The organism is Peribacillus sp. NPDC096448, assembly GCF_044762675.1.
Classification (GTDB): Bacteria; Bacillota; Bacilli; order Bacillales; family DSM-1321; genus Peribacillus; species Peribacillus frigoritolerans_B.
Map to the genome: position 1 here is coordinate 214,295 of NZ_JBIWEU010000003.1, position 11,532 is coordinate 225,826.

The 11,532-nt window shown below is 41.5% G+C and carries 10 protein-coding genes; 4 read left to right on the forward strand and 6 right to left on the reverse strand.

Going from position 1 to position 11,532, the window contains the following annotated elements:
- Positions 1 to 29: 29 nt before the first annotated feature.
- The 4 genes from ACIQ0C_RS07215 to ACIQ0C_RS07230 form a co-directional block, all read right to left on the reverse strand.
- On the reverse strand, positions 30 to 1,415 hold the full coding sequence (locus tag ACIQ0C_RS07215) for a GntP family permease (protein WP_403058572.1): 1,386 nt from the start codon (positions 1,413 to 1,415) through the stop codon (positions 30 to 32).
- 644 nt (positions 1,416 to 2,059) lie between these two features.
- On the reverse strand, positions 2,060 to 3,730 hold the full coding sequence (locus ACIQ0C_RS07220; RefSeq protein ID WP_403058575.1) for a sigma-54 interaction domain-containing protein: 1,671 nt from the start codon (positions 3,728 to 3,730) through the stop codon (positions 2,060 to 2,062).
- A gap of 64 nt (positions 3,731 to 3,794) precedes the next feature.
- Entirely contained in the window at positions 3,795 to 4,970 is a 1,176-nt protein-coding gene (locus tag ACIQ0C_RS07225; RefSeq protein ID WP_403058578.1) for an acetyl-CoA C-acetyltransferase, read from the reverse strand.
- Positions 4,967 to 5,914, reverse strand: a complete 948-nt coding sequence (locus ACIQ0C_RS07230; protein WP_403058581.1) for a 3-hydroxyacyl-CoA dehydrogenase family protein — start codon at positions 5,912 to 5,914, stop codon at positions 4,967 to 4,969. The genes ACIQ0C_RS07225 and ACIQ0C_RS07230 overlap by 4 nt, the downstream gene beginning before the upstream one ends.
- Before the next feature lie 256 nt (positions 5,915 to 6,170).
- Here ACIQ0C_RS07230 and ACIQ0C_RS07235 point away from each other — a divergent pair, with 256 nt between their 5' ends.
- Positions 6,171 to 6,947, forward strand: coding sequence for a 3-hydroxybutyrate dehydrogenase (locus ACIQ0C_RS07235; protein WP_403058584.1), 777 nt, complete (start codon positions 6,171 to 6,173; stop codon positions 6,945 to 6,947).
- Between the two features lie 302 nt (positions 6,948 to 7,249).
- Positions 7,250 to 8,092: a CBF family alpha/beta fold macrolide esterase gene (gene mleCBF, locus ACIQ0C_RS07240; protein ID WP_403058587.1), complete on the forward strand. Its 843-nt coding sequence runs from the start codon at positions 7,250 to 7,252 to the stop codon at positions 8,090 to 8,092.
- A gap of 68 nt (positions 8,093 to 8,160) precedes the next feature.
- On the opposite strand, the gene ACIQ0C_RS07245 is transcribed toward mleCBF, so the two are convergent.
- Both ACIQ0C_RS07245 and ACIQ0C_RS07250 read right to left on the reverse strand, forming a co-directional pair.
- A complete protein-coding gene (locus ACIQ0C_RS07245; RefSeq protein ID WP_402838124.1) occupies positions 8,161 to 8,337 on the reverse strand; it encodes a YjcZ family sporulation protein in 177 nt (58 codons plus the stop codon).
- An 822-nt stretch (positions 8,338 to 9,159) separates the two neighbouring features.
- The gene (locus tag ACIQ0C_RS07250) at positions 9,160 to 9,339 is read right to left on the reverse strand and encodes a DUF4083 domain-containing protein (protein ID WP_403058590.1); all 180 of its coding nucleotides are present in this window, start codon (positions 9,337 to 9,339) and stop codon (positions 9,160 to 9,162) included.
- Positions 9,340 to 10,150: 811 nt separating this feature from the next.
- Here ACIQ0C_RS07250 and ACIQ0C_RS07255 point away from each other — a divergent pair.
- Together ACIQ0C_RS07255 and ACIQ0C_RS07260 are read left to right on the forward strand one after the other, a co-directional pair.
- The gene (locus tag ACIQ0C_RS07255) at positions 10,151 to 10,933 is read left to right on the forward strand and encodes a hypothetical protein (protein ID WP_403058593.1); all 783 of its coding nucleotides are present in this window, start codon (positions 10,151 to 10,153) and stop codon (positions 10,931 to 10,933) included.
- A gap of 159 nt (positions 10,934 to 11,092) precedes the next feature.
- The coding region (locus ACIQ0C_RS07260; RefSeq protein ID WP_403058596.1) for a hypothetical protein at positions 11,093 to 11,532 on the forward strand (440 nt) is incomplete at its 3' end.

Here is an 11,532-nt window from a genome sequence, read left to right on the forward strand (position 1 = left end):
CCATCATCTCCATTCTTAATACTATTCTATTAAATAAACAGTGATGTTGCAAAAGCTATGATGAACACGGTCACTGTTTTCAAAACCGTAATCGCAAAAATATCCTTGTAAGATTGACGATGTGTCAGTCCTGTAATGGCAAGCAAGGTAATGACGGCACCATTATGCGGCAGCGTATCCATTCCGCCAGATGCCATGGATGCTATTCGATGAAGCATTTCCGGGGTGATTCCGACACTTTGGGCCACCTGCAAATAGTGACTTCCCATTACCTCTAACGCAATCGAAAGTCCACCAGATGCAGACCCGGTAATCCCTGCCAGCACATTGACGGCAATAGCTTCGGATACGAGCGGATTACCGCTTGCATTGAACACCCAGTTTTGAATGACCGAGAATCCAGGAAGCGTTTTCACCACATTCCCAAAACCGACTTCAGATGCAGTATTGAATATGGCAAGCAATGATCCCATTGCCGCAGCTGTTAATCCACTTGCCAATTTGACCTTGATGCGTCCAACATTCAGAAGCATCGCTGCAATAATACCGATTGTCAATGCAACAATCAAAGACCAGGATGAAGTGACTGTGCTTACATCGGCAATGTTGAAAGTTTCCTTCAACATCGAAGCATCATACCAGTGCTTAACGGAAATGCCACTGCGGCTGAAAGCAAAATTAAACGCTACGACAAGGATGAGCGGTACGATGGACAGCCAAAAGTTAGGCAGGTTTTGCTGTTCTGCACTTTCCGGTTCATTAATATGTCCTTCTCCGTAGCCTTCACCATTTGCCACCGCTTGTTTACGACGACGCTCTAACCAGATCATTCCTCCAGTGAATACCATGATCGCGCCAATAATCCCCATGATTGGAGCTGCATAAGTATCTGTTCCAAAATAATTGGTTGGAATGATATTTTGAATCTGAGGTGTTCCAGGAAGGGCATCCATCGTATAAGTGAAAGCCCCCAATGCTATCGTTCCTGGCAATAATCTTTTTGGAATGTCTGCTTCTTTAAAAATTGCCGCTGCAAATGGATAAACGGCGAATGCCACTACAAACAATGAAACCCCGCCGTATGTCAGCGCCGAGCACGCCAGCACTACAGCAAGAATAGCCTGCTTTGAACCTAATGATTTTACGATGGTCTTGGCAATGGATGCTGCTGCACCGCTCATCTCCATGACTTTTCCAAATACGGCCCCTAATAAAAATATCGGAAAAAACGCTTTTATATAGTTAGCCGCAAACGTCATATATGTCTCTGTATAACTCGGCAGCAAATGCCCACCGGATAAAATGACCGCCAATAAAGTAACAATCGGCGCTATGATAATGACCGGATAGCCCCGGTAGGCTAAAAAGATTAAAAGTCCCAGCGCCACCACAATGGCCAAAATTTGAATCACCATTTCAATTCCCCCTTTTCTCCCCTTGCCCCAAAATAATTCGGAAGCCCTTAATAGAACTATTAATCTCCTAAATTCCACATTTTTAATTTTTCCGCTTTTACCATCCAAGCCTGCCTTCCCCAAGTCAAGCTGAATGATTTCCCTAAGTGATTCCCAAATATTGAGAACGCTTTCAAAAATCTATTGATTATGAAATCCCTTTTCATTTTACGTGGAAACACACTATAAAATGACAGATAGGCCATTCACTAAAGTAATTATGCAATTATTGTGCCAACTTAAATACAAGGAAAAATCTCATCTTTTAAAGCTTTTTCAAACATTTTCTTTCCCTTTTTAAAAATAACATCCCTTAAAACTGTCAAGGTTTCAGTACACACAAGTATAAATTCCAAAAAAGTGTAAGCCTTTTCTTACAATATTTACATTCGCTCTCGTTTTATGTACGGTTTTCCTAACACACTAAAATCTTTGCTAGTAAAAGCTTATGGGGATGGGGTGTTTAAATGAAACATTGCGTTCACTTCAGGCAGATTCCTGAAAGCACCTTGAACGTTTTTAAAATAAAAAAACTGCAGGCAAACTCGATTTTCTTCGAATTTGCCTACAGTCTGGACCCTTTGGTAAAAGGGTCCTTTCTACAATCATAAACCATATTTATTCATTTTTTCGTACAGTGTTGTTCGACTCACTCCGAGTCTCTTTGCCGTTTCTGATTTATTACCAGAAGTCATTTCCAAACAGGAAACGATTGCGGCCCGTTCGGTTTCATCCATTACTTCAGCTAAAGTGCGGATCGAGACTGCTTCTTTATGACCCGTTATTTCTTTAGGGAGATGCTTGGAACGTATCATTTCCCCTTCATCAACTATATTCATTGCGCGTTCAATGATATTCTCCAACTCGCGAATATTACCCGGCCATTTATAATGACGCAGCAGCCGTAAAGCTTGATCGCTCATCCCCGTTACGCGTTTCTTCATAAGGTTCTGGTACTTTTCAACAAAATGATTTACCAGTATTTCAATGTCCTCCGGTCGCTCCCTTAAGGAAGGAACTTGGATTTGCAAAACTTTCAACCGGTAATACATATCAAGCCGGAATTCCCCTTTCGAGACCATTTCCTCCAGATTACGGTTCGTTGCAGCGATTACCCGTACATCAATCGGAATACTTCCCGTAGAACCGACCCTCTCAATCTCTTTTTCTTGTAAAACACGGAGCAGCTTCACCTGCATATGCAGTGGCAACTCGCCGATTTCATCCAGAAAAATCGTCCCGCCTTCAGCCGCTTCGAACTTGCCAGCTTTTCCACCTTTTTTTGCACCAGTGAAAGAACCCTCTTCATAGCCAAATAGCTCTGACTCCAGCAGCTCCGCCGGGATGGCGGCACAGTTCACTTTGACAAACACCCCCATGGCCCGTCTGCTGTCATTATGAATGGAATGGGCAAACAGCTCCTTACCTGTTCCGCTTTCGCCCAAAATCAATACATTCGAGTCGCTTTTAGCAGCAATTTGGGCTTGACCTTTCACTTCCATGAAAGCGGGACTTCTTCCCATCAAATGATCAAACGTATATGAGGCCTTATTTCTCTCACGAAAATCGCCTTTGTACTTTTTCAGCTCTACTTCAAGTGAATTTATCCGCTTGGAAAGAGCCGTAAATTGCCCGACATTCTTAAAAAGAATCTTCCCGACCGCCCCTATTAACTTACCTTGTTTCCTTATCGGGGAGCGGGTCGCAATTATATAATTATCTTTAATTTTTTGTAATTCAGCGACCTCTTGCTTGCCAGTTTTGGCGACCACATGCATACGGGTGTTTTCAATGACCTCCGTTACATGTTTCCCTATGGAGCTTTCCTGATCGACCCCAAGAAAATCCGCATAAGCGTGGCTCAGCATTTGGACATACCCTTCCGTATCGACCATCACCAAGCCGTCATAGGCAAACTCGATAATATCCTTAAACAAAAGTTCTTCATGATTATCGATATTAAGAAAATCACTTTTATTATTTGTAAATAATAGGAGGTAAATCTGATACTCCGCATCACCCATTTGAATGATGGCTTTTCTGACGATCCCATTATTATCATTCAAACGGATCGGAGTATTTACAGCTGGTACAAGGTTTTTTTCTAAAATCAAATTTATTTGCCGATCAAATTGATTCTCAGCAAAAGCCTCGGATAATACGCGATTGCATAGAACGATTTCTTTTTCGTTTTTCGTTACCAAAACACCAAAAGGCAATTCTTCCAATATCGCTTTCACTAATTCCAATTGAATAGTTTCATTATCGCTGGCCATTCCTCTTCTCCTTAATCCGTCTGAAGTTTCCTCCATTATATCATAGGAAAATGGGGCCAAGTCATTACCGTTCCACAATCAGCGCAGTTCCCTGTCCGCCACCGATACATAAGGTGGCAAGGCCTGTTTTGGCATCGCGGCGCTTCATTTCATACAATAAAGTCACTAAGATGCGGGCACCGGAAGCGCCTACCGGATGACCCAGGGCAATCGCCCCGCCATTCACATTCACTTTCTCCGGCTTCAGTTCAAGGTCCTTAAGCACGGCGAGCGACTGTGCCGCAAAGGCTTCATTCACTTCCATCAAATCAATATCATCTATTGTCAATCCCGCTTTTGCCAAAGCTTTCCTTGTCGCAGGAACTGGACCGTATCCCATGATTTTCGGATCAAGCGCGGCGTTTGCATATGTCTTGATTGTCGCTAATGCTTCCAGTCCGAGCTCGTCCGCTTTTTCTTTAGACATCAGGACTAACATCGCACCCCCATCATTGATTCCGGATGCATTTCCTGCCGTAACCGTTCCATTTTCCTTAAATGCAGGACGCAGCTTCGTTAGCTGGTCTATCGTCAGCCCATGTCGTGGGTGTTCATCTTGGTCCACCAAGATCGTCTTTCCTCTGCGTTTATATTCAACAGGTACGATTTCCTCTGCAAATCGTCCTTCAAGCTGCGCCTTTTCAGCTTTCATTTGGCTATTTAAAGCAAATTCATCCTGCTTTTCCCGGCTGATTCCCCACTGCTCGGCAATATTTTCCGCAGTCACGCCCATATGATATTGATTGAAAACATCCGTTAAGGCGTCATAAGTCATTGAATCGACTGCTTCGGCATTGCCCATTTTCTGCCCAAAACGATAATTTTGCAGTAAATACGGGGCATTGCTCATGCTCTCAATACCGCCGGCAAGAATCACATCGGCATCACCAAGGGCAATGAATTGCGCTCCCATTATGACCGTACGGAGGCCAGATCCGCAAAGTTTATTAATCGCCATGGCCGGCGTTGTTTCCGGAATTCCTGCATGAATCGCAACCTGACGTGCCACATTTTGCCCTAATCCAGCAGATAGAATATTTCCAACCAATACCTCATCGATCATGTCAGCCAAGATATTTGCACGCTTAATCGCTTCCTTAGCGGCCACAACTCCCAAGTCAACCGCCGAAACATTGGCAAGACTGCCTCCAAACGCACCAACTGGTGTTCTTGCTGCCCCTACAATCACTACTTCTCTCATAATACTTCCTCCTTCTCCATTTTTAATTTTCCCAGTTTAATAAAATTGCGGTCCCTCTCATTGATTTTTTGAGAAACGGTAGATTCTTCATACGTAAAAATGCCTTCTCCCGACTTCGTCCCAAGCTTTCCCTCAGCCACCAAATCACGAATCAAATCAGGGGCTTCCTTACTCTGGTCCAATACCGGTGAAACATTATCGAAAACACGCTGCCATGTATCAAGTCCGCCAAAATCAGCAATCTCGATCGGCCCGGTAAATGCCCATCGAAAACCCGGTCCAGCCGTTATCGCCGTATCGATATCCTCAGCATCGGCAACGCCCTCTTTCAATAGATAGAAGGCTTCCCTCATCAAGGCAGTCTGGAGACGATTCGCAATGAATCCTGCTATTTCTTTTTTCAAGAGAATCGGAGACTTGCCGATTTTACGCATTAAATCCATTGTTGTCTTGACGATTTCCGGCTTCGTTTCATCATGCTGAACAATTTCAACCAATGGAACCAAATGGCCAGGATTAAAGAAATGCGTGATGACCATTCGCTCCGCAAACGAGGCCTTCTCCATCAATTGAGTTATCGGAAAGGTCGATGTATTTGAAGCAACAATTGCATCCGGTTTGATTATTTCCTCCAGTTGCTGAAATAGATTTAATTTCAGCTCGATGACTTCCGGAATTGCCTCAATGATAAAATCAGCATCCCTTACTGCCCCTTCCAAATCTACACTGTATGTAATATTCGCTAAAGCACCTTGCTTTTCCTTATCAGTCAAAGCCCCTTCTTCAATGAGCAGTGATAGATTCTCAGAAATTCGATTTTGGGCATGGTATAGCAACTCTTCCTTTATATCGTTAATGGTGACGATATATCCGCTAACTGCAAAAGACTGAGCGATTCCACTACCCATTACACCTGAACCGATAATGGCTATTTTTTTAATCATCCAGCTTCCCCTTTCCGTTTCAATTACCTTTATTTACTCACCTTTTTATATATGCAATATCCATGCCAACGATAAGGGGAAATAAAATTCTTTTTTTATCTTGAAAATCATGATAGACTCTTACTCATTAACCTAAACCATATTTTTATAACCTTCCCTTTATATTTCCAATGGAGTTTACTCCGTGGAATATTCCCTGTTTACGACATAAAATGACAGACCTGGACCATTACATTTTTTATTGGAGGAATGTAATATGGTTAAAGATAAAGTGGCGATAATTACTGGATCTGCTAGAGGAATCGGCTTTGAGATTGGAAAGATATTTGCTGAAAATGGAGCAAAGGTCGTTTTGTCCGACCTTGATCAAAACACAGTTGAAAAAGCTGCTCTAGACCTAAGGAACAACGGCTTGGAGGTTATCGGCTTAAAAGCTGACGTAACAAGTGAAGTGGATATTATCCAACTAATCAAACAAGCTAAAGATAAATATGGACGAATAGATATTTTCATCAATAACGCCGGCCTTCAGCATGTTGCACCAATTGAAGAGTTTCCAACTGAAAAGTTCGAACTGATGATCAAAATCATGCTGACCGCGCCATTCATCTCAATTAAGAACGTTTTGCCAATCATGAAAGAACAAGGCTTCGGCAGAATCATCAACATCTCTTCCATTAACGGTCTGATTGGATTCGCCAACAAAGCAGCGTACAATAGTGCCAAACACGGTGTAATCGGCTTGACGAAAGTCGCCGCCTTGGAAAGCGCCTCTTTTGGCATAACCGTCAATGCCCTTTGCCCAGGATACGTAGACACGCCTCTCGTCCGCGGTCAATTGGAGGACCTGGCTAAAACAAGACAAGTACCGCTAGAAAGCGTTTTGGAAGAGGTCATCTATCCGCTTGTCCCACAAAACCGCTTACTCGATGTAAGCGAAATTGCCGACTACGCCATTTTCCTCGCAAGCGACAAGGCACGGGGCATCACAGGCCAGGCTGCCGTGTTAGATGGCGGATATACAGCTCAATAAAAACGAAAATGCATGTTAAAAACCCCGAATAAATGGCACCAAAAAAGGTGCTCTGTATTCGGGGTTTTCTGTCCGCATGGAAATGTGGGAAAATTTGGTGGCACAAAGAAATCCGCCATGTTAAAGTAATATAGGGATACCTCCCATTTTACAAATATTAAAAGGAGGCCGCGTCATGATTATTAAGTGGGTTAGACTGCGATAATTAAAAGCGCAGGCCAATCATCATGCTCCGGAAAGTATATATTGATCTGCGCCATGGTAACGGCTATTGGATAATATTTAATACGGAGGTAAAAAACATGAGTGAACAGATACTGAAAATAAATGAAGTGGATATATGTACAGAAAGCTTTGGGAACCCTAAGGACCCTGCCGTGCTATTGATCATGGGAGCGATGTCTTCATTAGACTGGTGGGATGATGACTTCTGTCTCCGCCTCGCCGATTCGGGGAGGTTCGTCATTCGCTACGATCATCGGGATCTCGGACGATCTACCGTTTATGAACCCGGTACCTCCAACTATACAATAACGGATTTGGCTGACGATGCCGCAGGTGTCCTGGACGCTTATTCCATAGGGCGGGCTTCTATCGTTGGAATGTCCCTAGGCGGTATGGTCGGCCAGATTCTTGCCTTAAGATATCCGGAACGCGTAACTACACTTACGCTAATTGCATCAAGTGTGTTCGGGACTGTAATGGAAAAACTGCCTCCAATGGACCAGAGCATATTGGATCATCATGCAATGAGTGCTTCCATAGATTGGTCAAATCGAGAGGCGGTCATCGCTTTTCTTGCGGATGGATGGAAAACTTTAGCCGGTTCCAAACCTTATGAGCAGGAAAGAATGCATAAACTGGCAACAAGAGAGGCGGACCGTGCCAAACAGCTACCAAGCAGATTCAATCATGCCTTGCTTGCTGGCGGGGACGAATATTTCGATCGAATGGGTGAGATCTCCGTACCTGTCCTCATCATTCATGGCACAGAAGATCCAGCCTTGCCTTACGAGCACGGGCTTGCTCTTGCGAAAGCCATCCCACAAGCTGAATTAGTGACTCTTGATGGATCAGGGCATGAGATTCATAGTGAAGACTGGGATATAATTATCGATTCAGTCATGAAGCTTACTTCGCGATAAAGGAATAAGCGAATAAATCAGCATAAAAGAAGCCGACCAATAAAGGTCGGCTTTTCTTTATACATTTGTTAGCAGAAACCGCCATATCCTTGAACGGGATAACAGCAATCGTTACCTCCATCGCCGCCGAAACAAGCAGCTCCAACGATGATTAAAAGGATAAACAATACGACTATAAAAGCGAAACCGCCACCAAATCCACCAATATCGTTACCACAATTTGAATCATGACCACAATTTGACAATAGAAACATCTCCTTATTTGTTTAGGAGGAAAAAATTAAATGGGTTAATTCAACTTATGTTCTAATTAGGATAATGACACAAAAATCACCGGAAACTTTTTTTTAACCACCCTCACGAACTAAATTAAGTATATCCGCACGTAATTTTACTGTTTGGAGATTTCATGCAGCTCTGCCCGACAACTTATTTACTCATTGAAATTTGTTCGCGACATCTAATTCCCACTAACTTCAGCTTATTGCACAATGAAGGTAAAAAGGTCCGAAGTATTTATGATAAAAGGAAATTCTTATATTCTTGTTTTTTCCATGGCTGTTCTGCTAACAATAGTACTCGTTTCATCTACACCCATACTAATTAAAACTTTACTCGCTATTATAACGATCGCGTTCGTATTTCCTGTCAATAGGAAGCTTCTGTTTAAAGACAAATTCAGAAAAATCAAAGTGGCCTTCTACTCATCAGTGACCCTTACAATTGGTTTATTTCTAGTTTCGATTTTTGAAGAACCATCCTTTAAATTGGATGGAGATTTCCTGATCATTATGGTTGTGCTTTTTTATAGTTTAATTGGAAATTTCCGTATGGCTTACCAGTCTCACTGATGGCTGAATTTATCTCAATGAAGTTTTACAATATTCGTTTCTGGTTATCTGGATTAATACATATTGGTTTCGGATTGGCTACATACTTTATTGACCCGGGGGGTTTCTTTATCTTTGCGGTTATATGCTCTATAACCTTTTTTACACTAGATGAAATCACTAAAGTATATCCGACTTCTTGACCAGGGAACAAAAAATGAAAAGGATATAAAGAAATTAATCTCTTTTATCCTTTTCAAGCAGCTCAATAACTCTATCAAGTTTTTGTTCCATTCTATTGGATTTGTTTGACCTTGCAAGAAGAGAACGAACAAAAAAGTAAACCGCAAAAATCATACCAGACAACAAAATAAACATAATAAGTTGATATACTAAATCACCGATATTTAAACCCAAATACCCCCACTCCTTTCTTTTTTTCGGAATAACTATAATTATATCTACTGCACAGGACATAGAGTTGGCAAAAGCTATTACTATAGCTTTTTAGATATCACTTTTATTTCTTTATATATTTGTGTAAGTAATATTAGAATATGTATAGGGATCCCGACTGCAAGTCCAACCAAGGGCGAATAAGGCCCAGCGAAAGTAAAGAGCGATACAAGTGTAATAGTTATATATACAGAGATAATTAACGCCGTCAAAAGATTTCTCCTTTTTTGGATAATTATAGCATAAATCTCTTACTTGTCTGCTAACCTGCATACCCCCTTTACCAACCCCAGTCGAATTAGAAAAACGGTAAAAACACCTCGAACATTATTAAAGAGTTAACAGTTGAATTTCCCTCTATAACCCTCATAGATCTAAACTTCGGTAATGGAAACGAAACTTCGTTGGGATGCCTTAAAAAGAGCCTAGGACTTCTTTGTTCACTTTTTATAAAAACCGAGCAAAGAAGCCCTTTTTGGCTATATCTTTATTTTCGTATGCACTGCTTTTCATTGTTTAGCTTTTTGCTTCCCTTTTATATTCGTTCATTTCTTTACCGCGTTCCATACAACCGCTAATGCTAAATTATAAACCTATAAATATTTATAGTTTGTCCGGAAAAATAAGCAACCTGTCCAAGCAATTGCCTTATTTTATTAATACTATATTTTGTAACTACTCGAAAATAACTTTGGCAGTGGTTAGTACGGTTCGATACTACACTCCATTTCATTTTCGAAAAAAAATAGTTACAAGAAAGGATTGAGATTTCATGGGAAATTTCGGTAAAAATAATCCAATGCACAGCAACTGGGGTTCTGCATGTTCCGACAGCGACTTGGGTTTCGGGAATGATTCAAGATTCGGTAATGATTCAAGATTTGATTCTCATTCAAAATTTGATCATCATTCAAAATGCAAAAAATCATGTAAGGTTTGTAAGTCTGATGACGTTTCTGCTTGCAAATGTAATTTTAAAGCTCCAGAACGCGAACTCGCTGCACCATTAAACAGCGACTGCGTCCTCGTTAATTCAGTTGTAGGCTCAAAAGCGGTACAAAAGGTTGCAGAATCAGTATTTCCTTTTACCGCGTTTACTCCTGCAATTCCAGCAGGCTCCACTATTGTTTCAGTAGCTGTTGTAACAGGTAGTATTACCCGTAACACGTCAATCATTAGGGACAAAGTCGTTAACATCGGGCTTATTTCTGTAACTATTACAGTAACATTTTTGGCACCAGGAGCAACCACTCCTGCAACAGCCGTGCTTATAACGAGTTTACCATTCCAGGAGCATACAGATTTTCCAGGTGCCTGCCCTGAGGATACAGTAATAGAACCCACACCCGTAGTAGAAGGAATCTTTACTCAAGCAGGAACTCCATTCGTAACCGGCACGGGAGTTGTTACTACCAATGCCATTTTAGTCAAGGTTGTACTACGCACTACAATTACAGTGACTCGACAAGTTATTGTAGATTCACATGGTGGTATTTGCGACGTAAATGACCGTCGTTGTGACTCTCCGACTACTCCACCATCATTTAATTTTTAATGCTGCGCCATAAGCAACTTAAATGTTAGTTTTGTCTTGACTAGAAAAGCCCTCTCTAAATAGAGAAGGCTTTGCTTTTATTTATATTTTAAAAGATAGAAAGGAGTGACGGTTCTATGTCTTATCACGAGGATTGTTGTAAGAAGAAACACTACGATAATGAACATCACGATCATTGCTGGAAGCAGGAAAAATGCTGCGATAATGAACATCACGATCATTGCTGGAAGCAGGAAAAATGCTACGATAATGAACATCACAATCATTGTTGGAAGCAGAAAAAATGCTGCGATAATGAACATCACGATCATTGTTGGAAGCAGAAAAAATGCTGCGATAATGAACATCACGATCATTGTTGGAAGCAGAAAAAACACTGCGATAATGAGCATCACGATTGTTGTAAGAAGAAAAAACACTGCGATAATGAGCATCACGATTGTTGTAAGAAGAGAAAACGCTGCGATAATGAGCATCACGATTGTTGTAAGAAGAAAAAACGCTGCGATAATGAGCATCACGATTGTTGTAAGAAGAGAAAACGCTGCGATAATGAGCATCACGATTGTTGTAAGAAGAAAAAACGCTGCGATAATGAC

Excerpts from the sequence above, each read along its gene's own strand:
- ACIQ0C_RS07230 (WP_403058581.1), bottom strand. The coding sequence starts at position 5,914 with ATGATTAAAAAAATAGCCATTATCGGTTCAGGTGTAATGGGTAGTGGA.
- ACIQ0C_RS07225 (WP_403058578.1), bottom strand. The coding sequence starts at position 4,970 with ATGAGAGAAGTAGTGATTGTAGGGGCAGCAAGAACACCAGTTGGTGCG.
- ACIQ0C_RS07255 (WP_403058593.1), top strand. The coding sequence starts at position 10,151 with ATGGGAAATTTCGGTAAAAATAATCCAATGCACAGCAACTGGGGTTCT.
- ACIQ0C_RS07215 (WP_403058572.1), bottom strand. The coding sequence starts at position 1,415 with ATGGTGATTCAAATTTTGGCCATTGTGGTGGCGCTGGGACTTTTAATC.
- mleCBF (WP_403058587.1), top strand. The coding sequence starts at position 7,250 with ATGAGTGAACAGATACTGAAAATAAATGAAGTGGATATATGTACAGAA.
- ACIQ0C_RS07235 (WP_403058584.1), top strand. The coding sequence starts at position 6,171 with ATGGTTAAAGATAAAGTGGCGATAATTACTGGATCTGCTAGAGGAATC.
- ACIQ0C_RS07220 (WP_403058575.1), bottom strand. The coding sequence starts at position 3,730 with ATGGCCAGCGATAATGAAACTATTCAATTGGAATTAGTGAAAGCGATA.